This is a genomic window from Sanguibacter sp. TS_SC_8 (assembly GCF_055361235.1).
The window spans coordinates 2,722,272-2,745,559 of record NZ_CM143955.1 but is presented as its reverse complement, the minus strand read 5'-3'; the positions used below and the strand labels follow the sequence as shown (position 1 = coordinate 2,745,559).

The 23,288-nt window shown below is 72.1% G+C and carries 18 protein-coding genes; 13 read left to right on the top strand and 5 right to left on the bottom strand.

The features are described 5' to 3' along the window. The first annotated feature begins 150 nt into the window (after positions 1-150). Positions 151-1,008 carry a hypothetical protein gene (locus ACWA15_RS12430; protein ID WP_464055617.1) on the top strand — a complete coding sequence of 286 codons (858 nt, stop codon included), beginning with the start codon at positions 151-153 and terminating at the stop codon, positions 1,006-1,008. Between the two features lie 73 nt (positions 1,009-1,081). On the opposite strand, the gene ACWA15_RS12425 is transcribed toward ACWA15_RS12430, so the two are convergent. After that, on the bottom strand, positions 1,082-2,884 hold the full coding sequence (locus tag ACWA15_RS12425) for a helicase HerA-like domain-containing protein (RefSeq protein WP_464055615.1): 1,803 nt from the start codon (positions 2,882-2,884) through the stop codon (positions 1,082-1,084). Positions 2,885-2,971: 87 nt separating this feature from the next. On the opposite strand from ACWA15_RS12425, the gene ACWA15_RS12420 reads away from it, so the two are divergent. The 4 genes from ACWA15_RS12420 to holA all read left to right on the top strand — a co-directional run bounded on the left by ACWA15_RS12420 (position 2,972) and on the right by holA (position 8,388). After that, positions 2,972-3,865, top strand: coding sequence for a DegV family protein (locus ACWA15_RS12420; RefSeq protein ID WP_464055614.1), 894 nt, complete (start codon positions 2,972-2,974; stop codon positions 3,863-3,865). A gap of 180 nt (positions 3,866-4,045) precedes the next feature. Continuing rightward, on the top strand, positions 4,046-4,840 hold the full coding sequence (locus tag ACWA15_RS12415; RefSeq protein WP_464055612.1) for a ComEA family DNA-binding protein: 795 nt from the start codon (positions 4,046-4,048) through the stop codon (positions 4,838-4,840). A 2-nt stretch (positions 4,841-4,842) separates the two neighbouring features. Then, positions 4,843-7,368 (top strand): ComEC/Rec2 family competence protein, encoded by a 2,526-nt coding sequence (locus tag ACWA15_RS12410; protein ID WP_464055610.1) that lies wholly within the window; start codon positions 4,843-4,845, stop codon positions 7,366-7,368. A gap of 12 nt (positions 7,369-7,380) precedes the next feature. After that, positions 7,381-8,388, top strand: coding sequence for a DNA polymerase III subunit delta (gene holA, locus ACWA15_RS12405; RefSeq protein WP_464055609.1), 1,008 nt, complete (start codon positions 7,381-7,383; stop codon positions 8,386-8,388). 191 nt (positions 8,389-8,579) lie between these two features. On the opposite strand, the gene rpsT is transcribed toward holA, so the two are convergent. Continuing rightward, complete coding sequence (gene rpsT / locus ACWA15_RS12400; RefSeq protein WP_464055608.1) at positions 8,580-8,840, bottom strand: 30S ribosomal protein S20; 261 nt, start codon at positions 8,838-8,840, stop codon at positions 8,580-8,582. Between the two features lie 184 nt (positions 8,841-9,024). Beyond that, positions 9,025-9,567 (bottom strand): type II toxin-antitoxin system PemK/MazF family toxin, encoded by a 543-nt coding sequence (locus ACWA15_RS12395; RefSeq protein WP_464055607.1) that lies wholly within the window; start codon positions 9,565-9,567, stop codon positions 9,025-9,027. 82 nt (positions 9,568-9,649) lie between these two features. Between ACWA15_RS12395 and ACWA15_RS12390 the strand changes: the two genes are divergently transcribed. From ACWA15_RS12390 to ACWA15_RS12360, 7 genes are all read left to right on the top strand, one after another. Next, positions 9,650-11,281 (top strand): circularly permuted type 2 ATP-grasp protein, encoded by a 1,632-nt coding sequence (locus ACWA15_RS12390; RefSeq protein ID WP_464055606.1) that lies wholly within the window; start codon positions 9,650-9,652, stop codon positions 11,279-11,281. Beyond that, a complete protein-coding gene (locus ACWA15_RS12385; protein ID WP_464055604.1) occupies positions 11,266-12,198 on the top strand; it encodes an alpha-E domain-containing protein in 933 nt (310 codons plus the stop codon). Before ACWA15_RS12390 ends, ACWA15_RS12385 begins: the two co-directional genes overlap by 16 nt. Beyond that, positions 12,195-13,034, top strand: a complete 840-nt coding sequence (locus tag ACWA15_RS12380) for a transglutaminase family protein (protein ID WP_464055602.1) — start codon at positions 12,195-12,197, stop codon at positions 13,032-13,034. Before ACWA15_RS12385 ends, ACWA15_RS12380 begins: the two co-directional genes overlap by 4 nt. Before the next feature lie 78 nt (positions 13,035-13,112). Beyond that, a complete protein-coding gene (gene lepA, locus ACWA15_RS12375; RefSeq protein ID WP_464055600.1) occupies positions 13,113-14,996 on the top strand; it encodes a translation elongation factor 4 in 1,884 nt (627 codons plus the stop codon). 1 nt (position 14,997) lies between these two features. Next, entirely contained in the window at positions 14,998-16,254 is a 1,257-nt protein-coding gene (gene hemW / locus ACWA15_RS12370) for a radical SAM family heme chaperone HemW (protein ID WP_464055599.1), read from the top strand. Positions 16,255-16,256: 2 nt separating this feature from the next. Next, a complete protein-coding gene (locus ACWA15_RS12365; RefSeq protein ID WP_464055598.1) occupies positions 16,257-18,353 on the top strand; it encodes an acyltransferase family protein in 2,097 nt (698 codons plus the stop codon). A gap of 86 nt (positions 18,354-18,439) precedes the next feature. Further along, positions 18,440-19,393, top strand: a complete 954-nt coding sequence (locus tag ACWA15_RS12360; RefSeq protein ID WP_464055597.1) for a hypothetical protein — start codon at positions 18,440-18,442, stop codon at positions 19,391-19,393. Positions 19,394-19,399: 6 nt separating this feature from the next. On the opposite strand, the gene ACWA15_RS12355 is transcribed toward ACWA15_RS12360, so the two are convergent. After that, on the bottom strand, positions 19,400-20,962 hold the full coding sequence (locus tag ACWA15_RS12355) for a family 43 glycosylhydrolase (RefSeq protein ID WP_464055596.1): 1,563 nt from the start codon (positions 20,960-20,962) through the stop codon (positions 19,400-19,402). Between the two features lie 193 nt (positions 20,963-21,155). After that, complete coding sequence (locus tag ACWA15_RS12350; protein ID WP_464055595.1) at positions 21,156-22,013, bottom strand: DUF3097 domain-containing protein; 858 nt, start codon at positions 22,011-22,013, stop codon at positions 21,156-21,158. A gap of 109 nt (positions 22,014-22,122) precedes the next feature. Between ACWA15_RS12350 and hrcA the strand changes: the two genes are divergently transcribed. Beyond that, positions 22,123-23,148, top strand: a complete 1,026-nt coding sequence (gene hrcA / locus ACWA15_RS12345) for a heat-inducible transcriptional repressor HrcA (RefSeq protein WP_464055593.1) — start codon at positions 22,123-22,125, stop codon at positions 23,146-23,148. Positions 23,149-23,288 lie beyond the last annotated feature (140 nt).

Genomic DNA, 23,288 nt, shown 5'->3' with positions numbered 1-23,288 from the left:
TGCTGGATCTTACGGCGACACGCCCGGCGTGTCGCCGTAAGATCCAGCACTCAGCGGGTTGTCCACAGGGCGGGTGCCGGGGGGCTGGGCGCGGGGCAGGATCTGGGGATGGATCTCTCAGAGACCGGCCCTTTCCTGCGCCGGGAGGCTTTGGCGGGCGGCATGGGTCGCCAAGATGTCGACGGGTGGGCCTTTCAGCGTCCCTTTCGTGGGGTGCGCACGTTGGCCGGCCTTGATCTGAACCTGGCCGACCGGTGTCTCGCCGCACAGCAGCTCCTGCCCGACGCCGCGTGCTTCAGCCACGTCACCGCACTGCGTCTGCACGACGTCGAGGTTCCGTGGCGGCTCGCAGGAGACGAGCGGCTGCACGTCGTGACTCCCACTCGTGGGCGACGGACCCAGAGCGGCAGCTTTGTTGCACACTTGTGCTCCCAGCCGTCGCTCGACGTGGTGCGGATCGGCCCGTTGCGAGTCACCTCAGCCGCCCAGGCCTGGTTGCACCTGGCCCACGGGATGCTTCTGCACGATGTGGTCGTCCTCGGCGACGCCATGCTGCGACGCCGGTCGCCAGTGACGACGGTCGCTTGTCTCGCACGGCTGACCGAAGCGACTCACAAGATGCGCGGGCTCGCCCTCTGCCGGGATGCGCTCGTGCTGTTGCGCCCGGGAACCGACTCCACCATGGAGACCCGAACCAGGCTGGTGCTCGTGTCAGCGGGGTTGCCGTGCCCGGAGGTCAACCAGCCGGTCTACTCGAGCACCGGCGAGTTCCTCGCACTTGCGGACATGCAGTACCGCGACCTCAAGATCGCCATCGAGTACGACGGCGACGTCCACCGCACCGATCCGGCCACGTGGCGCCGGGATGTGGAACGCCGCCAGCGCCTCGAAGACAACGGCTGGCTGATCATCACGGCAACCGCCGACGACGTCCTACGCTACCCAGACCGCTTCATCACCCGAGTACGCGCCGCCCGAGCCCTCGGCCGCCCCCGTAACCCCCGCTGAGTGCTGGAAAGTACGGCGACACACCCGGCGTGTCGCCGTACTTTCCAGCACTCAGCGGGAGGGGAACGGGGGGTCAGCGGCGGCGGGTGCCGAAGATGGTTCGGGTGATCTCTCGGCCCAGGGCTGAGCCGGCGGACTTGAGGAGAGAGTCGAGGCCGTCCTGGACGCCGCCGGTGGACCGGCGGGTGGGGCTCGTGCGGGGTCGGGCTGCGTCACGGTCGAGCGTGGCCTGCATGTCGGCGAGCTCGTCGGCGAGCTTGGCCGCCTCCTTGGCCGCAGCGGCGGCGGCCTGGTCCGCGCTGGCCTGGGCGGCCGACGCCGCGACCCGGGCCGCGAGCAGCTCGTAGGCGCTCTCGCCGTCGACCGGGGTGCCGTACCGGGCCAGCGACGGCGACGCCGCGACGACCTGGTGCATCGTCGCCGCGGGAGCGGGGTCCATCGACGACTGCGGCGCCCGCACCCGGGTCCAGGCGACCGGCGTCGGCGCGCCCTTCTCGGTGAGGACGGTGACCACGGCCTCCCCGGTGCTCAATGACTGCAGCAGCTGCTCGAGGTCGTAGGGCGAGGTCGGGAAGGTGCGCACCGCGGCCTTGAGGGCCGTGGCGTCGTCGGGGGTGTAGGCGCGCAGCGCGTGCTGGACCCGGTTGCCGAGCTGGGCGAGCACATCCGCGGGCACGTCCTTGGGGCTCTGGGTGACGAAGAAGATCCCCACACCCTTGGACCGGATGAGCCGCACGGTCTGCACCACCTGGTTGATGAAGTCCTTCGAGGCGCCGCGGAAGAGCAGGTGCGCCTCGTCGAAGAAGAACACGAGCTTCGGCTTGTCGAGGTCGCCCACCTCGGGCAGATCCTGGAACAGGTCCGCGAGCAGCCACATGAGGAAGGTCGAGAACAGCGCGGGCCGGTCGGCCACCGCGGGCAGCTCGAGCGCCGAGACCATGCCGCGCCCGTCCGCCGCGACCCGCAGCAGGTCCGACGACGCGAACGCCGGCTCCCCGAAGAACACGTCCGCCCCCTGCGCCTGCAACGTGATGATCTCCCGCAGGATGACCCCGGCCGTCGCGGCCGAGAGCCCACCGATCCCCTTGAGCTGGGCCTTGCCCTCGTCGGAGACGAGGTGGGCGATGACCGACTGCAGGTCCTTGAGATCCAGCAGGGCCAGCCCCTGCGTGTCCGCCCAGTGGAAGACGAGCCCGAGGCTGGACTCCTGCGTGGGGTTGAGCTCGAGCACCTTGGCCAGCAGCAGCGGCCCGAAGTCGGAGATGGTGGTGCGGATCGGCACGCCCGCGCCCAGCCCGCCGAGGGAGTAGAACTCGACCGGGTAGACCCTCGGATGCCAGTCCTGGCCGATGCTGCGCGAGCGCTCGAGGACCTTCTCGCCCGCAGCCCCCGGCACCACGAGCCCGGACAGGTCGCCCTTGACGTCGGCGAGGAACACCGGCACCCCCGCGTCGGACAGCCCTTCGGCCATGACCTGCAGCGTCTTCGTCTTCCCGGTCCCGGTCGCCCCGGCCACCAGCCCGTGCCGGTTGAGCATGGCCAGCGCGAACCCCACCTGCGCGCCCGACGCCGCGACGGGCTCCCCGCCGATCTCGCCCTCGAGCAGCGCACCCAGGGCGAGGAGCCCACCGGGCGCTGCGTAGGCGGCGCTGACCTTCGCGGCATAGTCGGAGAGGGGGTCGGGTGCGGTGGGTGCGGTGGGTGGGGTGGCGGGGGTGATGGGCGCGGTGACCTGCCCCGCGGCGGACAAGGCTGCGTCGAGAGCGGCCTGGGCGGCCACCGCCCGAGCCTGCGCAGCCTCGGCCGCCGCCTGGGTCGCCGCGGCGCGCAGGGCGGCGAGGTCGGGTGCGGGACTGGTGGGAGCGTCGTCGGCCATGATCGGATCCTAGGGGGCGTGCGTCGCGCGCGCGTGCGCGGCGCGTGCCGCACGCGTCTGCCCCCTCGCGCCGCCTAGGGTGGTCCGGTGAGTCCCGCCCAGAGCACCCGTCCCCCGATCCGGGACGTCCATGTCGTCACGGACTCCACCGCCTCGCTGCCACCCGACCTCGTCGAACGCTGGGGGATCGGGGTCGTGGCGCTCCAGGTCGTCATCGACGGGACCGCCTTCCAGGAGGGGGTGGACCTGTCCACCGGCGACCTCGTGGCCGCCCTGGACCGCCGCGCCGTGCTCACCACCTCCCAACCCACCGCGCACGCCTTCGCCGAGGCGTACCGCCAGGCCGCCGCGGCCGGCGCGCGGCACATCGTCTCGGTCCACCTGTCCGGGGACCTGTCCGGGACGGTGCACGCCGCTGCGCTCGCAGCCCGGACGAGCCCGGTCCCGGTCCAGGTGGTGGACTCGCGCACGGTCGCGATGGGGCTCGGCTTCGCGGTGCTCGCCGCGGCGCGCACCGCTGCCCAAGGGGCCTCGAGCGCCGCGGTGGCGCGGGCGGCCATGCAGACCGCGACGTCGTCGGAGGCCGTCTTCGTGGTGGACTCCCTCGAGTACCTGCGCCGCGGGGGCCGGCTCAGCGCGGCCGCTGCGGCGGTCGGCACCGCCTTGGGCCTGCGGCCGGTCCTCGGGGTGCGGGGCGGTCGGGTCGAGGTGGTGCACAAGATCCGCACACGCGCGGCGATGGCAGCCCGGCTCGTGGAGTCCGGGATCGCCGCCGCCCGGCGCAGCGACGACGTCCGTTTCGCCATGCACTACCTGGGCGACGACGCCGCGGTCCGGGCGTGCGCGGCGCAGATCACCGAGGCGACCGGGCGCGAGGTGCTCATCACCCCGGTCAGCGCGGTCCTCGGCGCGCACGTGGGTCCGGGGCTGCTCGCGCTCATCACGACGGAAGACGTCGCCCACAGCCCAGACGCCGGGTAGTCCCGTCCCCGCTGGGCCTGCCCGGGGCGACGGCGCGCGAGGGGGTGGTGCCAGGGTCGCAGGGTGAGCAGAACCGGACCAGAACCCCGTCCCCGTCACCAGGCGGACCACGAGAGCGAGCCCGCCGAGCCAGAACCGCCCGGCGCTCCCCCAGACCGTCTGACATCGGTGTCGGGGCTCATGGCGTCGGTGTCGACGGCGTACACGGCCGCGCACGGCCACCCCCTCGAGCACGACGGCCTGGTCGCCCGGCAGGTGCGACGGCGCCGATGGTCGGTGGGCGTGGGGACGGCCGTCATCGCCTCCCTCGCGGTCGCCCTCGTCACGGGCGCGGTCGTGGTCAGGGACCTCGCGCGCGCCTCAGGCACGCCGGTGCCGCTGTCCCAGGTCGATCCTGGGACCGCAGCCAGCGGGAGAGCCACCGCGACGGAGGAGCGAGATACCGGGGGCCTCGGCCCTGAGGGTGCGCAGGACGCCGCCGCGCCGCCCGTCCCTGATCCCTCACCCCCAGCCCCGGTCGGGGTGACGGTCCACGTCGTCGGCCAGGTCAACAGCCCCGGTGTGGTCGCGGTCGCCGCCGGGGCGCGGGTCATCGACGCGATCGCCGCGGCGGGCGGGATGACGACGGAGGCCGACGCCGGGGCGGTCAACCTGGCCCGGCCGGTGGTCGACGGCGAGCAGGTCTACGTGCCCACCCCGGGGGAGCAGATCCCGGTGGTGGCGGGACCACCGGCCGCCCAGCCGCCCCAGTCCGCCCCCAGCACCGCGCCCGGCACCGGCACCGCGGTGACGGACCTCAACACCGCCGACGCCGGTGCCCTCGACGCGCTGCCGGGGATCGGTCCCGCGCTCGCCGGCCGGATCATCACCTGGCGGGAGGAGAACGGCGGCTTCGGTGCGGTCGAGGACCTGCTCGAGGTGTCCGGGATCGGCCCGGCGGTCCTGGCCAAGATCCGTGACCTGGTCACGGTCTGACCGTGCGGGTCTTCGACCTGCGCCTGGTCCCGGTCGCGGTGAGCGGATGGGTCGCGGCGATCGTCCTGGTGGGCCAGCCCGCGGCGACCGCCCGGTGGGCCGTGCTCGTCGCGGTCGCGCTGGCGTTGGGGTGCTGCGCGGTCCTGGTCACGCTCACCCGGCGCGGGCACCCGGCACCGGTTCGCGGGGCCGGTCAGGTGGCCCTCACGATCGGGGTGCTCACCTGCGTCCTGGTGGCCGTCGCCGGCCAGCTCACCGCGCGGGAGTCGGGGATCCTCACCCCGCTGCTCGCCCGCGGCGCGCACGTCGAGCTCGTGGGCACCGTGGTCTCCGAACCCCGCCCGATCGCGGCCGGGACGGGAGGCCAGCAGCGCTTCCGCCTGACGGTCCAGGCAGCGACCGTGACCGCGACGGTCGACGCCGCACCCACCCGCGGACCCGTGCACGGCGACGTGCTGGTCATCGGGGGAGCGGAGCTGCTCGACGTGCCCTACGGGTCGACGGTCGTGGTCGACGGCCGGGTGCGCCCGGTCGACCCCGGTTCGGCCACGGCAGCCATGCTGCTCCTCGACGACGCTGGGATCGCCGTGACCAGCCCTCCGGGCCCGGCGCTCCGCGGGGTGAACACGATCCGGGCGGCCTTCATGGAGGTGTGCGCGCGGCTGCCGGACCAGGCCCGGGGGCTGGTCCCCGGGGTCGCGATCGGTGACACGTCGATGCTCGACCCCGAGCTCGACGAGGCCCTGGTGACCACCAGCCTCACGCACATGACCGCCGTCTCCGGATCCCATTTCGCGATCATCGCGGCCGCGACGTTCTGGCTCTGCGCGCTGGTCCGCCTGCCCCGGTGGGGCCGGGCCGCGGGCGCAGCCCTCGTCCTGACCGGGTTCGTGCTCCTGGTCCACCCCGAGCCCAGCGTCCTGCGCGCGGGCGGGATGGGCGCCCTCACCCTGCTCGCCGTCCTGCTCGGGCGGACCGCCCAGGCCATCCCCGCGCTCTGCGCCACAGTCGTCGTGCTCCTGGTGACCGACCCGTTCCTGGCACGATCCTTCGCCTTCACGCTCTCCGTGCTGGCCACCGCGGGGCTGGTGATCGGGACGGCACCGCTCACCCGCGCCCTGGAACGGTGGCTGCCGTCCTGGCTCGCCCTGGCCCTGGCCGTGCCGATCGCCGCCCAGCTCGCCTGCGCGCCGGTGATCGTCCTGCTCGACCCGTCCGTCGCGATCTACTCCGTCCCCGCCAACCTGCTCGCCGCCCCCGCGCTCGTCAGCGCGACCGTCCTGGGCGTGCTCGGTGCGCTGTGCGCGCCGTGGTGGCCGGCGGCGGCCTGGCTGCTCGCCCAGGTCGCCGGGTGGTCGACCTGGTGGATCGCGGAGGTGGCCACGACCTTCGCGGCGGCCCCCGCCGCGCGGCTGCCGTGGCCGGGTGGGGGACCCGGGGCGCTGCTCCTCGCCGTCCTCACCCTCGCCGCACTTGCCGCGGCCGCCGGCTGGCCGGCGATCGTCTGGGGGCTGCGGACGTGGCTCTTCGTCCTCGGGCTGGCCCGCTCGCCGACGGTCCCACGCCCCGGACGGACGCCGCGGGACGTGCTGGGGCGCGCGGACTCCGCGGTCCTGCGTGCGGCGTGGGCACCGGTGCGGACCGGGGTCGTCGTCCTGACGGTCGTGGTCGCGGCGGCCGTCGTCGTGTGGTTCGCGCGCCCGCCGTGGCTCGCCGAGCTGGCCGGTGGGACCCCGGCCGGACCCGCGGGCTGGCCCGCCGACTGGGAGGTGGCGATGTGCGACGTCGGGCAGGGAGACGCGATGGTGGTGCGGACCGGCTCCGGTCGGGCGGTCATGGTCGACGTCGGCCCGGCCGGCGGCGGGGTGGGACGCTGCCTGGCCGAGATGGGGATCACCGGTCTTGACCTCCTGGTCCTCACCCACTTCCACGCCGACCACGTCGGCGCGCTCGAGGAGGTCCTGGCCGCCGCCCGGGTGGAGTCGGTACTGGTCAGCCCGGTGCTGGACCCTGGCGACCAGGCCACGGCGGTCACCGCGACCCTCGAGGACGCCGGGGTCGTCTGGGCGACGGCGCAGGCCGGCGATGCGGGGACGGTCCCGGCCGACGGGTTCGACGTGGGGTGGCAGGTGGTCGCCGCAGGCGGGGGGAGCGGCGGTGCGAACGACAGCAGCGTCGTCCTGGCGATCACGACCGAGCACCTCTCGGTCATGGCCCTGGGCGACCTGGAGAGCGCGGGGCAGGCGGACCTCCTGGCGACCCTCGAGGCCGGAGGCACGGGGCCGGTCGACGTCGTCAAGATGGCCCACCACGGATCGAGCACCCAGGACCCGGCCCTGGCCCGGTACCTCTCACCCGAGGTGACGCTGGTCAGCTCGGGGTCCGAGAACACCTACGGTCACCCCACCCGCTCCGCCCTGGACCTCTACCGCGGTGTCGGCTCGGCGATCGTGCGGACCGACACCTGTGCAACCTTCGCCCTGCTGGTCCGCGACGAGGAGACGTTGGTCGCGGGGACCTGCTCGTGACACCCTGGGACCATGGCAGCCCCCCGTTCCTCGACCAAGCGCGCGACCATCCCCGGACTGTCCTGGGAGGAGGCGCGGCTCGCGCCCGTCGTGCTGGTCCAGGGCGCCGAAGGGCTGCTCGTCGACCGCGCGATCGACCGCCTCACCCAGCTCGCCCGCACCGAGGACCCGGCCATGGAGAAGACCGAGATCCAGGCCGCGGGCTACCAGTCGGGCATGCTGTCGGTGCTCACCAGCCCGTCATTGTTCGCCGAGCCGCGTCTCGTCGTCATCGACGGGGCCGAGGCCACCACCGAGGCGCTCATCACCGACGTCCTCGAGTACCTGCGGTCACCGGCCGAAGACGTCTGGCTCGTCCTGGCGCACCGCGGCGGGGTCCGCGGCAAGAAGATGCTCGACGCCGTCCGGGCCAGCGGCGCCCCCGCGGTGGCCTGCGAACCGATCAAGAAGGACACGGACAAGGTGGCCTTCGCCGCGGCCGAGTTCAAACGGGGCGGCCGACGGGCCAGCGTGGGTGCCGTGCGCGCTCTCGTCGAGGCCGTCGGCAGCGACCTGCGCGAGCTCGCCGCGGCGTGCTCCCAGCTCATGGCCGACTCCGAGCGGGCCATCGACGAGCCCGCGGTGACCAAGTACTACGGCGGGCGGGTGGAGGCGACCGGGTTCCGGGTGGCCGACGCCGCGATCGCCGGCGACGCCGGACAGGCCGTCTCGCTGCTGCGGCACGCCCTGGCCACCGGCGCGGACCCGGTCCCGGTCGTGGCGGCGCTCGCGATGAAGCTGCGCACGCTGGCGAAGGTGGCGGCGCTGCGCGGGCGTGGGCTGACCCCGGCCGACCTGGGCCTCGCGCCGTGGCAGGTGGACCGTGCGCGCAAGGACCTGGCGAACTGGACGCCGGAGGGCCTGGCGACGGCGATCACCGCGACGGCCGCCGCCGACGCCGAGGTCAAGGGCGCCGGCCGTGACCCCGTCTTCGCGGTCGAGCGCGCCGTCCTCCTCGTCGCCGCCAGCGCCGGCCGCTGACCTGACGCCCACTCCTGCTGAGTGCGGCCAGATGGCTGCCTCGTGTCCGGTTTGGGCAGCCATCTGGCCGCACTCAGCGAGTGGGTCCGGTCGCAGCGAGGGGGTCCGGGGACGACAAAGGCGCCACCCCGACACGGGAAGTAGCGCCTTTGTTGCGAACGGTCACACCGAGGTGTGGCCGATCAGGAGACTCACAGGCCGTTGACGGCCTTTGCCAGAGCCGACTTACGGTTCGCGCCCTGGTTGGAGTGGATGACTCCCTTGGACACGGCCTTGTCGAGCTTCTTGGACGCGTTGACCAGTGCAGCGAGAGCGGCATCCTTGTCGCCGGAGGCGACAGCGTCGCGCACACGACGAACGTGCGTGCGAAGCTCGGACTTGACGGCCTTGTTGCGAAGGCGCGCCTTTTCGTTGGTGCCGATACGCTTGATCTGAGACTTGATGTTAGCCACGTGAGGACTCTCTTGTAATTTCGCCGGAGCGAGTGAACAGGTCGTAGAAGGCGTTTCCAGCACCGGGACTGGGGTGGGGAACCCGTGGAGAGGTACTGGAATGGTGCCCGCCGACCCTGACGGAGCACGCAATCGGTAAGGCTACCAGGAGAACTGTCCTCCTGCCGGCGTCGTGACCGCGGACTCACCCCATGGCGCGAGTGACCTTCTGGAACAGTGCCTCACCCATGATCGCGCCCTCGCGGCGCACCGCGGCGGGGTCCACCCGCAGCACCCGGTCCAGGCGCACCTCGGAGTCGCGGCCCTGGGCGTCCCACGGCCCGGAGCCGATGTCGAGCCACTGCGGACGGGTGTCACCCCCGCCGCCGGCGCCGTTGCGGGAGCGGTCCTTGCTCGTGAGCATGAGCCCGAGCAGCCAGGCGCCGTCGCGGCCGACGAGCAGCACCGGGCGGTCCTTGCCCTGGGTGAAGTCCTCTTCGTAGGGGACCCACGTCCACACGATCTCCCCGGGGTCGGGGTTCCCGTCGAGGGAGGGGGAGTACTGGGGTCGCACGACGCCGGTGAAGTCACCCGGGTAGCCCGCGCCTCGGGGCGCGGCGGGAGGCGACGGCGCGGGCGCCGGACGGGGCCCGGGCGCCGTCCGCCGCGTGGTCCGCGCCCGCTCACGCGAGACGGTCGACAAGGCCGAGCGTGCGGCGTCGGCCAGGGCTGAGATCCATCGGTTCATTGCCACACCGGCAATCTACCGGGGCACGCGACTGAAACGCCCATGACACATCGGCGTGACATCGCACCGGTACGTTCCGGGAATGACGGATCTTTTCGAGGGGTACCCACCAGCCGCGGCCTGGGACGAGATGATCGACTCTGACGCCCTGGTCAGAGCGGCCTACCGTCCCGTGCACGCGACCTTGACCAGCCTGAGCGCCACCGAGGTCGCGGCCCGCGCCGACACCCTCGCCCGCTCCTACCTCGCCCAGGGCGTGACCTTCGACTTCGCGGGCGAGGAGCGGCCCTTCCCGCTCGACGTCGTCCCGCGGGTCATCGAGGCGCAGGACTGGACGGTGATCTCCGCCGGCGTCGCCCAACGGGTCCGCGCCCTCGAGGCGTTCCTCGCCGACGTCTACGGTCCCCAGCGGGCGGTGACCGACGGCGTCGTGCCGCAGTCGCTCATCGTGTCGTCCTCCCACTTCCACCGCGAGGCCGCCGGCATCGAGCCGCCCAACGGGGTGCGCGTGCACGTCTCGGGGATCGACCTGGTCCGCGACGAACGCGGGGCCTTCCGGGTCCTGGAGGACAACGTCCGGGTGCCCAGCGGGGTCAGCTACGTCATCTCCAACCGGCGGGCGATGGCCCAGACCTTCCCCGAGCTGTTCTCCCAGATGCGGATCAGCCCGGTCGGGGACTACCCCCGCCGGCTGCTCGACGCCCTCATCGCCGCCGCACCGGAAGGGGCCGCCGACCCGACCGTGGTCGTGCTCACCCCCGGGGTCTACAACTCCGCCTACTTCGAGCACTCCCTGCTGGCCCGGCTCATGGGCGTCGAGCTGGTCGAGGGCCGGGACCTGTTCTGCGCGGGCGGGCACGTGTGGATGCGCACCACCCGCGGGCGGCGCCGGGTGGACGTCATCTACCGCAGGGTCGACGACGAGTTCCTCGACCCGGTCCAGTTCCGCGCCGACTCGATCCTGGGCACCCCCGGCCTGCTCACCAGCGCCCGGCTGGGCAAGGTGACCCTGGCCAACGCGGTCGGCAACGGGGTCGCCGACGACAAGCTCGTCTACACCTACGTCCCTGATCTCATCCGCTACTACCTCGGCGAGGACCCGCTCATCGCCAACGTCGACACGTGGCGGCTGCAGGAGCCGGAAGCGCTCGAGGAGGTGCTGGACCGCCTCGACGAGCTCGTGGTCAAACCTGTCGACGGCTCGGGCGGCAAAGGCATCCTCATGGGTCCCCAGGCCACGGCCGCCGAGCTCGAGACCATGCGCAAGCGGCTGCTGAGCCACCCACGCGGCTGGATCGCCCAGCCGGTGGTCCAGCTCTCCACCACGCCGACCTTCGTCGACGGCCGGTTCCGGCCCCGGCACGTGGACCTGCGGCCCTTCGCCGTCAACGACGGCTCCGACGTGTGGGTGCTGCCCGGGGGCCTCACCCGGGTCGCGCTGCCCGAGGGGCAGCTCATCGTCAACAGCTCCCAGGGCGGGGGGTCGAAGGACACGTGGGTCATGGGGGAACGCCCGCGTTGCGCGGACCCGGTGCCCTCACCGCTCGAGGTGGCTGCGGCGTCGGGCGCGGCGGTGGGCGGGGTGTCGGTGCCGATCGACACCAACCCGGCCGACGACTGGGCCGAGGCAGCCACCCGACAACAGCAGCAGCAGCAACAACAACAGCAGCTCGCCGACCGCACGGAAGGGGAACCACCATGCTCTCTCGGATAGCGGAGTCTCTGTTCTGGATCGGGCGCTACGTCGAGCGCGCCGACGACACCGCCCGGATGCTCGACGTCTACGTCCAGCTGCTCTCGGAGGACCCCTGGGTCGAGGAGGACCAGGCCTGCCGCTCCCTGCTCGACGTCATGGACAGCTCCCGGGCCCAGGACGGGCCGCCCGTGGACCGGGCGCAGATGCTCGCGATCCTCGCCTACGACCAGCACAACTCCTCCTCGATCGCCGGGGCGCTGGTGGCCGCGCGGGAGAACGCCCGCCGTGCCCGCGAGATCATCTCCACCGAGCTGTGGGAGTGCCTGAACACCACGCACAACCAGGCGACCGGTCTCATGCGCCTGGCCGGTCCGCACGAGTACTTCTCCTGGGTGCGCGAGCGGGCGGCCACCGTCGCCGGGCTCGTGGACTCCGCCACCAGCCGCGATGCCACGTGGCAGTTCATGATGCTCGGGCGGTCCCTCGAGCGCGCGGACATGACCGCCCGCCTCATCACCACCCAGACCCGGCTCGGGCAGTCCGGCCCGGGGTGGACCGCGCTGCTGCGGGCCTGCGGAGCGTACGAGTCCTACCTGCGGACCTATCGGGGGCTCGCCTCGGACGAGCGGGCGGCGGGGTTCCTGCTCCTCGATCGCCTCTTCCCGCGGTCGGTCGTGGCGGCCCTGGAGAACGCCGAGCGCCACCTGCGTGAGCTCGAGCCGATCGCCGACCGCTACGGGGTGGACGACGACGCCCGCCGGCACCTGGGCATCGTGCGCACCCGCCTGGAGTACAGCCCGATCGAGGAGACCCTGATGGCCCTGCCCGAGGCGATGGAGAGCGTGCAACGAGCCTGCTCGGCCGCGAGCGACTCGATCCGGTCCCGGTACTTCCCGTCCGTCGCCCTGACGACGTGGGTCGGGGGTGCGCTGTGAGCCAGCTGCACGTGGTCCACACGACCCTCTTCGACTACGCCTCCCCGGTCACCGCCTCCTACAACGAGGTCCGGATGACCCCCGTGCACGGGGGCGACCAGCAGGTCCGGTCGGCGTCCGTGATCGTCTCCCCGAGCACGTGGTCGACCGACCACGTGGACTACTGGGGCACCGCGGTCACCTCCTTCGAGGTGCTCGCCCCGCACAGCCGGCTGACGATCGTGGCCGAGTCGGTCGTCGACGTCCTCGACCACCCCAGCCCGCGAGCGGCGTCGGCCGGCTGGGAGACGCTGGGGAGCGCGTGGGTCCAGGACGCCTTCAGCGCCTACCTCACCACCTCACCCACGACCGCGGTCCCCGAGGAGGTCACCCAGCTCGCCGCACGCACCGCCGCAGGCCTCGACCCGCACGCCGCGGCCGAGCGGATCTGCCTGGACCTGCGCGGGGAGCTCGAGTACGTGCCCGGAGTCACGACCGTCCACACCCCGGCCGCGGAGGCCTGGGTGACCCGCAAGGGCGTGTGCCAGGACATGGCGCACCTGAGCATCGGGGCGCTGCGCAGCGTGGGCATCCCGGCCCGGTACGTCTCGGGGTACCTCTACCCCCTCGAGGGCGGGGGCGCCGGGGAGACGGTCCTGGGCGAGTCGCACGCCTGGATCGAGTGGTGGGTGGGTGAGTGGTTCGGCTTCGACCCGACCAACCGCAAGTTCACCGGTGGCGACCACGTGAGCGTGGGCCGGGGACGCGAGTACGCCGACGTCGCCCCGCTCAAGGGAGTGTTCGCCGGCGCGGGGTCCAGCGCCCTCGAGGTGAGCGTGGCGATGACCCGTCGCTGAGGCGCCCGGTCTCCGCTCGGTCCCTGCCCGGTCTCCGCCCGGTCCTCACCCGGCCACGGTCGTGGGAGAATCGACTCCGTGACTCCTATCCCTTCAGCGGCCAATCTCGCCCGCATTCAGCCCGCGGCCACTGCTCCGGAGCTCCTCCGCAACTTCTGCATCATCGCCCACATCGACCACGGCAAGTCCACCCTGGCCGACCGCATGCTCCAGCTGACCGGCGTCGTCGACCCGCGCGTCATGCGCGCGCAGTACCTCGACCGCATGGACATCGAGCGCGAGCGCGGCATCACGATCAAGTCCCAGGCCGTGCGCATGCCCTGGGAGGTCGACAACGCCGACGGCGTGCCCACCGGCTACGCGCTGAACATGATCGACACCCCCGGGCACGTCGACTTCACGTACGAGGTCTCCCGGTCCCTCGCGGCCTGCGAGGCCGCGGTGCTCCTGGTCGACGCCGCGCAGGGCATCGAGGCCCAGACGCTGGCCAACCTGTACCTCGCCATGGAGAACGACATGGCGATCGTCCCGGTGCTCAACAAGATCGACCTGCCGGCCGCCCAGCCCGAGAAGTACGCCGAAGAGCTGGCGAACCTCGTGGGCTGCGAGCCCGAGGAGATCCTCAAGATCTCCGGCAAGACCGGGATGGGCGTCCCCGAGCTGCTCGACCGCATCGTGCTCAAGACGCCGCCGCCGACCGGGGACCCCGACGCCCCCGCCCGGGCGATGATCTTCGACTCCGTCTACGACACCTACCGCGGCGTGGTCACCTACGTCCGCGTGGTCGACGGTCACCTCAGCCCGCGCGAGCGCATCGTCATGATGTCCACGCGGGCGACCCACGACCTCCTGGAGATCGGGGTGTCCTCTCCCGAGGCGAGCCCGACCAAGGGGCTGGGTGTCGGCGAGGTCGGGTACCTCATCACCGGGGTCAAGGACGTCCGCCAGTCCAAGGTCGGTGACACCGTCACCAACGCGCACAAGCCGGCCGAGGACGCCCTCGGTGGCTACTCCGACCCCAAGCCGATGGTCTTCTCGGGCCTGTACCCGGTGGACGGCTCGGACTACCCGATCCTGCGCGACGCCCTCGACCGGCTCAAGCTCAACGACGCGGCCCTCATCTACGAGCCCGAGACGTCCGTCGCCCTGGGCTTCGGCTTCCGGGTCGGATACCTGGGTCTGCTGCACCTGGAGATCGTGCGCGAGCGCCTCGAGCGCGAGTTCACCCTCGACCTCATCTCGACCGCACCCAACGTCATCTACGAGGTGACGATGGAGGACAAGACGGTCATCACGGTGACCAACCCGAGCGAGTTCCCCGGCGGCAAGATCGCCGAGGTGCGCGAGCCGATCGTCAAGGCGACGATCATCGCCCCGGCCGAGTTCATCGGCGCCGTCATGGAGCTGTGCCAGGGTCGGCGCGGCGAGCTGCAGGGCATGGACTACCTCTCCGCCGACCGCGTGGAGATGCGCTACATCCTGCCCCTGGCAGAGATCGTCTTCGACTTCTTCGACCAGCTCAAGTCGAAGACCCGCGGCTACGCCTCCCTCGACTACGACGTCATCGGCGAGCAGGCGGCCGCGCTCGTCAAGGTCGACATCCTGCTCCAGGGCGAACAGGTCGACGCGTTCAGCGCGATCGTGCACAAGGACAACGCCTACGCCTACGGCCTGTCCATGGTCGGCAAGCTCAAGAACCTCATCAACCGCCAGCAGTTCGAGGTGCCCATCCAGGCCGCCATCGGCGCCCGCGTCATCGCCCGTGAGACGATCCGCGCGATCCGCAAGGACGTCCTGGCCAAGTGCTACGGCGGTGACATCTCCCGCAAGCGCAAGCTGCTCGAGAAGCAGAAGGAGGGCAAGAAGCGCATGAAGACCATCGGTTCCGTCGAGGTCCCCAAGGAAGCCTTCATCGCCGCCCTGACGTCGGAGCAGACGGAGTCCAAAGACAAGAAGAAGTGACGTGAGCCCGGCACTCCCTGACGGCGACCCCGCCCCCGACGACGGCGCCCTCCCCGAGTGGGTGGCCGCCGGGGCCGGCGACCGCGGCTTCGGCGTCTACCTGCACGTCCCGTTCTGCACGGTGCGCTGCGGCTACTGCGACTTCAACACCTACACCGCGAGCGAGCTCGGGGGCGGTGCGAGCCAGTCCGCCTACGCCACGACCGCGCTCTCCGAGATCGCCTTCGCGGCGCGCGTCATGGACCGCGCGGGCCTGCCGGCCCGCGAGGTCGCGACCGTCTTCGTCGGCGGTGGGACACCCACCCTCCTCCCCGCCGGGGACCTCGCCCGGATGCTCGACGGCGTCCGCGACACCTGGGGACTGGCCCCCGGTGCCGAGGTGACCACCGAGGCGAACCCGGACTCGGTCACCCCCGCCTCCCTGCGGGTGCTGGCCGACGCCGGGTTCACCCGGGTGTCCTTCGGTATGCAGTCAGCGGTGCCGTCCGTGCTCGCGACCCTCGAGCGCACCCACGACCCCCGTCGGATCCCCGACGTCGTGCGGTGGGCCCGGGAGGTGGGCCTCGAGGTGTCCCTCGACCTCATCTACGGGACGCCGGGGGAGACCCTGGACGACTGGCGGGTGAGCGTGGAGACCGCGCTGGCCACCGGCGTCGACCACGTCTCGGCCTACGCGCTCGTCGTGGAGCAGGGCACGAAGATGGCCGCCCAGGTGCGCCGGGGGGAGCTGGCCCTGCCGAGCGAGGACGACCAGGCGACCAAGTACGAGCTCGCCGACGACCTGCTCACCGCGGCCGGCCTCGAGTGGTACGAGGTGTCCAACTGGGCCCGCTCGGTGGACGGTGCGCCGCGTGCCTGCCGTCACAACCTCGCCTACTGGCGCGGGGACGACTGGTGGGGCATCGGCCCGGGGGCGCACTCCTACATGGGCTCCGACACGCCCGGTGCCAGGGGCATCAGGTGGTGGAACGTCAAGCACCCGCTGCGCTACGCGAAGCTGCTCGGCGACGGGCTCAGCCCGGCCGCCGGACGTGAGGTCCTCGACGACGCCTCGGCCCACCTCGAGCGGGTTATGCTCGGTCTTCGCCTGCGGGAGGGGCTGGACCTGAGCGTCCTGTCACCCCACGCGCGGCAGCGGGTCGCGGTGCACGTGGCCAACCAGCTCCTGGACGGACGGGCCGCGCTGCGCGGGCGGGCGGTGCTGACCCGCAAGGGCCGGCTCCTGGCAGACACAGTGGTACGCGACCTCACAGATTGACCATGACTTCAGCTTCCTCCCACCCCACGACAGGTTCCACCGGTTCCGTCGGCACCGTCCGCAAGCCGGCGGTGCCCCGAGCGGCGGGCACCCGACCTCCGCGGATCCACGGGCTGGACAGCCTGCGGGCTGTCGCCGTCCTGGCGGTCATGACCTTCCATCTCGCCCCGGACCTGCTGCCGGGCGGGTTCATCGGGGTGGACGTCTTCTTCGTGCTCAGCGGGTTCCTCATCACGACCCTGCTGGTCCGCGAGCGGGTGCAGACCGGACGGGTGTCCCTGCGCCGGTTCTGGACTCGGCGCGCCCGCCGTCTGCTGCCGGCGATGGTCACGGTCGTCCTCACCTGCACCGCGGTGGCCGGGATCCTCGGCGGCGACGTGCTCGTGGGGATCCGGTCGCAGGTCCTGGGCGCGCTGACGTTCGCCAGCAACTGGGTGTACATCGTTCAGGGTGCCTCCTACTCCAGCGACCTCAGTCCCCAGCTCTTCGCGAACTTCTGGTCCCTGGCGGTCGAGGAGCAGTTCTACCTGTTCTGGCCGCTGGTCCTGGTCGCCGTGTTCACCGTCCGCCGATCGCGCACCGCGGGCCTCGTGGTCACCGGCGCCGTCGCGGTGGGGTCCGCGACCTGGATGGCCCTCCACTTCGACCCGGCGGCGGACCCGTCCCGGGTGTACTTCGGCACCGACACGCACCTGTTCGGGCTCATGGCGGGGGCATTCTTCGCGCTGTGGTTCGCCCCGCGCAGCGTGCAGGCGGCTGACGGGGCTGGCACCAACGCGGCTGCCGCCGGCGGGCCTGCCGCCGACGGCGGCTCCGCCCGGCGCCTGGCGCGGCTCGCGCTCGGCGCGGGCAGCGCCGCCGGGCTGGTGGCGGCCGCGGTCACGCTCACCGTCGACGGGGTGTTCACCTATCGCGGGGGCCTGGTCCTGGCGTCTGTGCTCACGGTGGGGCTGATCGCCTTCGTCGTGCGCAGCCAGCACCTCGCCCAGCGGTGCGAGATCGCGCCGCTGCGCTGGATCGGTGTGCGGTCCTACGGGCTCTACCTCTGGCACTGGCCGGTGCTCGTGCTCGTCTCGGAGGTGCTGGGGGCGGACCACCCCGGGCGCGCGACGCCGTGGACGGTCGTGGTGGTCACGCTGGGGCTCACGGTCGCGGCCGCGTGGGCGTCCTACCGGTTCATCGAGCAGCCCGTGATGGCCCGCGGGCTCGGTACACTCGCGCGGACGCTGTGGGGCTGGATGCGCCGGGTGGCGCTCGTGGCCTGGGCGGAGCGACGGTCCCCGGCGCGCACCGCGCGCGGCAGGGTGCGCCTGGTGGCTGCCGCGGCCGGGTCGATCGTCCTGGTCGGTGCGGTGACGGCGGCCTTCATCCGCGCGCCGGCCGTCTCCGAGCTGGAGGCGGAGATCCTGCGCGGGGCGGCGGCCGCCGCGGCGGGTCAGGTGCCAGGCGCCGGGCCGACCACGCCCGCGCCGCTGCCCGTCCCCACCCAGCAGGCACCTGCCCCCGACCCGGCGCCGGATCCGTCCATGGCCCCGGCCCCGTCCGAGGCCGCACCGCCGCCCGAGGTGGCACCCCCGGCGCCGGTCGTCGCGCCGCTGACCGGGGACCAGGTCACCGTGATCGGCGACTCGGTGGCGCTCATCAGCGCCCCCTCGCTCCAGGCAGCGCTGCCCGGGATCCACATCGACGCCGAGGTGTCACGGCAGATGAGCTCGGCACCTGAGACCGCAGCGGCCCTGAGCGCCGGTGGGGCGCTGCGCCCCTTCGTCGTCCTCGCGCTCGGGACCAACAGCACCGTCAACGAGCGGGTGATGGACGACGCGATCGCCGCAATCGGCCCGGATCACATGATCGTGCTGGTCACCGGCTACGGCGACCGGCCGTGGATGGGTCCCACCAACGACCAGATGCGTTCGGCAGCCGCGCGGTTCCCGCACGTCGTCGTGGCGGACTGGCAGGCCACGGCAGCCGCTCACCCGGAGAGCGTCGGCAAGGACGGCGTGCACCCGCAGGCCTCGGGGCAGGATCTCTACGCCCAGATGCTCGTGGCTGCCCTCGCCCAGGCGCAGGCCCAGGCGCTCGCGCTGCGCACCGGGTAGCCCGCCCGGGGGGCGCCCGAGTGTCTGAGGTGGAACGATTGTCCTGAGCGCGACTGCGCGGATCCGTCGAACGACTTGGAGACGCCATGAGTGAGAACCGACCCGAGGAACCAGACCGACCGGTCCCACCGGATCCCCGGGACCCTGCCCAGCCATCCCAGGCGCCGCAGCAGCCACCGCCGCAGCAGCAGCAGCCCGGTGGGTACCCACCGCCCAACGCCTACCCGCCGCCGGGCAGCTTCCCGCCACCCAGCGGCTACGCCCCACCGGGTGGGTACCCGCCGCCTGGCCCCTATCCACCGCAGGGCGCCTACCCACCGCCGGGCGCCTACCCGCCGCCCCCGCAGGCCGTCTACGGACCCGGGGCCACGGACGAGGTGCAGATCGGGGAGGCGTTCACCTACGGCTGGAACAAGTTCACCCAGAACGTCGGTGTCATCCTGCTCGCGGCCTTGACCTACCTCGGCATCTTCGTCGCGGTCGCGGTCGTCTTCTTCATGATCCTCGTCGGCACGGCGGCGGCGACCACGGACGACTCCGGAAACATCAGCAGCGGCGGGGCCGTCGGCTTCGGCTTCGGCATGGTGGTGTTCATCGTCGTCGCCGTCATCCTCGGGTCCTTCGTCCAGGCCGGGATCATCCGGGGCTCGCTGATCGCCACCCAGGGTCGCCCCCTGGCCTACCAGGACTTCTTCAGGTTCACGAACCTGGGCACCGTCATCCTCACCGCCCTGCTCGTGGGCCTGGCGACCGCGATCCTGTCCATCACCATCATCGGCGGGGTCATCTTCGCGTTCTTCGCGCAGTTCGCCCTGTTCTTCGTGATCGACAAGCAACTCGGTGCCATCGACTCGATCACGGCGAGCTTCCGCCTGGTCTCCGCGAACGTTGCTCCCGTGCTGCTGCTGTTCATCGGCGTGTACATCGCGGAGCTCGTCGGCAGCCTGCTGCTCGGCGTCGGCCTGCTCATCACCATGCCGGTCGCCATGATCGCCTCGGCCTACGTCTACCGCCGACTCATCGGCGAGCACCCCCTCTAGGCACGATCATGTGCGGGCCCAGCGCTGGTTCGCCGCGCCCGTGCACGTCCACAGCTGGATCTTCGTGCCGTTCGCGGTGCCCCACCCGGACACATCGAGGCAGAGCCCGGACTGGACGCCGCGGATCGATCCGTCGGCCTGGCTGACCCACTGCTGGTTCGCCCCACCGGAGCAGCCGTAGATGATCACCGCAGTACCGGGCGAGGTGCCGCGCCCGCTCGCGTCGAGGCACTGCGACCCGAAGACGCGCAGCTCGTTCGAGGCCGTCCGCGTCCACTTCTGGTTGTCCAGGCCGTTGCACGACCACACTGTCGCAGCCGTGCCGGCCGTCGACGCGGCGACGTCGAGGCACGTGCCCGCGTGAGCGTTGCGCAGGATGCTCGTGCTGCTGGTGGTCCCACCGAGCGTCGGCCAGCCGTCGACCCAGGTCATCTTCTCGATCGCGAGGGTCGGCACGCCGTTGTTCGATGCGTCGTAGTAGTGGAACGCGAGGTTGTCGCCGTACACCGACTGCCCACCCGGGCCCACGCGGTTCCCCGAGGAAGCCAGCAGGATCGTGCCGCCGCCGTTGAGCATCGACTTCCCGGACTTGTCGAGGTACGGCCCGGTGACGGACGTCGAGCGGCCGACGGTGATCTTGTACGTGGAGCTCGTGCCCTTGCAGCAGGAGTCGAAGGACGTGAAGAGGTAGAAGAATCCGCCGCGCTGCGTGATGTACGGGGCCTCGATGGCGTTGGTCGTGGTGCGCCGGTCGGCGAGCTGCACGGTCTTCGGGGCCCAGTCCGCGGTGGCCACCTTTCCGCTCGGCCACTGGAGCGGCACGAGGAAGATGCCGTCGAAGAACGATCCGATGGACATGTAGGGCTTGCCACCCGACTCGACGATGCCGGCGTCGATCGCGTTGAAGTTGTTGCCGCCCGGCAGCCCCGTCGCCGGGGAGGCGACCACGAGACCGGCGTCGACCCACCGGTATGCGGGGTTGGCGGGGTCGAGCGTCGTGTTCGTCGCGAGCGCCGTCACCGAGGTGTTCGTGCCGAACCGGGACGCCGAGTAGTAGAGGTAGAACGTCCCGTCCTTCTTGTAGATCTCCGGCGCCCAGAGGTTCTCGGGGAGGGTGCCGCCCGCGAAGTGCTGGTCGATCCACGTCGGGATCGAGTTCCACACGGTGCCGCGGTAGCGCCACGTGGTGCCCGCGTTCGTCGAGGACCACATCTGGATGGTCCCGCCGTTCTCGCGGTTGAGGCGGCCGGTCCCGTAGACCCACCACGTGCTGCCGTCGACGATGAGGGCCGGGTCGTGGATCGGGGTGGTGTCCCCGTCGACGGCCTGGGCGGCGATGCGTTGTGCCATCTGCCCGGCCAGCTGGGCGGACGCCTGTCCGCTTGCCTGCCCGCCTGCCGGTGCGGCAGCAGGGAGCGGGGCGGCGATCGCTGCGAGCGAGGTCGCCGGGCGGTCGGTGCCCGGACCTGCGCTCGCAGTCGCGGCCCCGCCGAGGGCGAGGCACGCGGCGAGCAGGGCGGTCGCGGCGGTGCGCATCCGGGTGGAGCGGCGGGTGGAGGTCTGTCTCATGAGCTGGTTCCGTTCTCTCGTACGCCGAGGAGGCGACGCGCACCGGTCGGTCGTCCGCGATCGGTGGGTGCGCGTGGCCAGTCACCGTTGACTGGGCTGTACATCGATGTAGATTCTCGCACGCTGACCGTACCGACCCCGAGGAAGATGGTCAAGACATGACGTGCGCCCGGCGAGGGACCGCCGGCGGAACTCAGCCGGCGGTGGTGAAGTCGATGAGCTCCTCCACCCGGGCCAGCAGGGACGGCTCGAGGTCGGCGTAGGAGCGCACCGTCCCGAGGATCTTCTTCCACCCCATCGCCACGTCCGTCTGGTTCTGCGCCGGCCACCCCAGCTCGCGCAGGATCCCGTACTTCCACTCCGTGCCACGCTCGATCACGGGCCACCGCTCCAGCCCGATCCTCCCCGGGCGGACCGCCTGCCACACGTCGACGTAGGGGTGGCCCAGGATGAGCACGTTCCCGCCGGGGAACTGGCGCAGCGCGTCGTCGGCGATCCGCTGCTCCTTGCTGCCACGGACGAGGTGGTCGACGAGCACCCCCACCCGCCGCCCCGGTGAGGGCTTGAAGTCGGCGAGGGCGGCGGCGAGATTGTCCACCCCCTCGAGCAGCTCGACGACGACGCCCTCGACCCGCAGGTCGTCGCCCCACACCCGCTCGACGAGCTCGGCGTCGTGGCGCCCCTCGACCCAGATCCGGCTGCCGCGGGCCACCCGGGCGCGCGCTCCGGCGACCTGCCGCGACCCGCTCGCGGTGCGGGCAGGTGCCTGCGGCGCCCGGGCGGCCACCGGCGGGGTGAGCTCGACCGGGGCGCCGTCGATCCAGAACCCGGGGCCGAGCGGGAAGGTGCGGGTGCGCCCCGCCCGGTCCTCGAGCACGACGACGTACATCCCCCCCGACTTCTCGGTGCGCACGACCGCGCCGACCCAGCCGGAGGTGACCTCCTCGACCACGAGCCCGCGGTCGGCGGCCACCGGCGTGGAGACGGGCCGGCGGGAGGCAGGGTGGGGCCCGGAGGACAGGACGTCGGAGGAGTAACGATCAGCGCTCACCGCGCAACGCTAGCCCGCCGGTCTTCCAGCCCGTGGAAGCGCCCGCGGGGTGTCGCGTAGAATTAGCACTCACCTACTTCGAGTGCTACGTCTGGCAGGAGGAACGCACATGGCGTCGAGCGACGACCGCAGGCTCGATGTGCTCCGTGCCATCGTCGAGGACTACGTCCACACGCGCGAGCCGGTGGGCTCGAAGGTGCTCGCCGAACGGCACGGCCTCGGTGTGTCACCGGCCACCATCCGCAACGACATGGCGGTCCTGGAAGAGGGCGGGTACATCGCCCAGCCGCACACCTCGGCCGGCCGCGTGCCCACCGACAAGGGCTACCGGATGTTCGTCGACCGCCTCGCCCAGGTCAAGGCGGTGTCCGCGGCGGAGAAGAACGCGATCGAGACCTTCCTCGCCGGCGCGGTCGACCTCGACGACGTCGTCTCGCGTGCCGGTCGGCTGCTCGCCCAGCTCACCGGTCAGGTCGCCGTCGTGCAGTACCCGTCGCTGCGCCGGTCCGGTCTGCGTCATCTCGAGCTCGTCGTGCTCGGCGACCACCGCCTGCTCGTGGTCATCATCACCGACACCGGCCGGGTCGAGCAGCGGACCATCGAGGTGGACTCCCCGCCCGACGAGCAGACCCTGCTCGAGCTGCGGACCCGGTTCAACGTGGCCGCCGCGGGCCGGCGCCTGCCCCAGCTGCGCCTGGCCCTCGAGGACCTCGCAGAGGCCTTCCACCCCCGCGACCGGCCGATGGTGACGCGGATCACGGAGGTGGTCACGGACACCCTCTCCCAGGAGAGCGAGGAGCGGATCGTGCTCGCCGGGACGGCGAACCTCGCCCAGGCGAACATGCGGTTCGAGCACGCGCTGAGCCCCGTCCTGGAGGCGCTCGAGGAGCAGGTCGTGCTGCTCAACCTGCTCACCGAGATGGTCGACGACTCCGCCGGCGTCACGGTGCGGATCGGGCACGAGACCCAGCTCAGCGGGCTCTTCGAGACGTCCGTGGTGACCACCGGCTACGGTGGCGTCGGTGACGCGGTCGCCACGATCGGGTCGATCGGTCCCACCAGGATGGACTACCCGGCCACGATGGCGGCCGTCCGGGCCGTGGCGCGGTACCTCTCCAGGATCCTCAGCACATGAGATGTCAGCGGATGGAATCACCACCGGCCCCGGAGGCGTTGTCTCACCAGAGGCGACCTGACCCGAGCTCGACCTGACCGCGGGTGACGACCCCATCTCGTCGCACCCGAGAATCGCCCAACCCCCGATCGGTAGAGAGT